The sequence below is a fragment of the Bradyrhizobium sp. Kon58 genome, assembly GCF_055807455.1.
On record NZ_JBVVOT010000424.1, the window covers coordinates 1 to 274 of the forward strand.

The window sequence follows — 274 nt, forward strand, 5'->3', positions numbered from 1 at the left end:
TAATAGAATCCCTGAGTTAACGTCTGTATGTCTTGCGGAGCGTGATCGCGAATAAAGCGCATAATCGCCGTGTGATAAGCAGCAAAACTCAGAGCGTGCATGCATTGCCCTATGATGATGAGTGATAGGCTGTCGCTGTTAGAAAAGAACGCCCAGCGAAGCGATGCGCATAAACTGGACAACACGACGATGGATAACGGAGAGAAGGACTTCAGGATTTTATTATTCTTTCGCCGTCGCGATACCCATGTGGATAGCCACGCCTTTTTCCGGG

1 protein-coding gene is annotated in these 274 nt (G+C 48.5%); it reads right to left on the reverse strand.

All coding sequences use genetic code 11. The features are described 5' to 3' along the window. Positions 1-218 (reverse strand): MFS transporter (locus tag AC0L20_RS41010; RefSeq protein ID WP_473295828.1); only part of this gene is annotated, 218 nt, incomplete at its 3' end. Between the last annotated feature and the right edge of the window lie 56 nt (positions 219-274).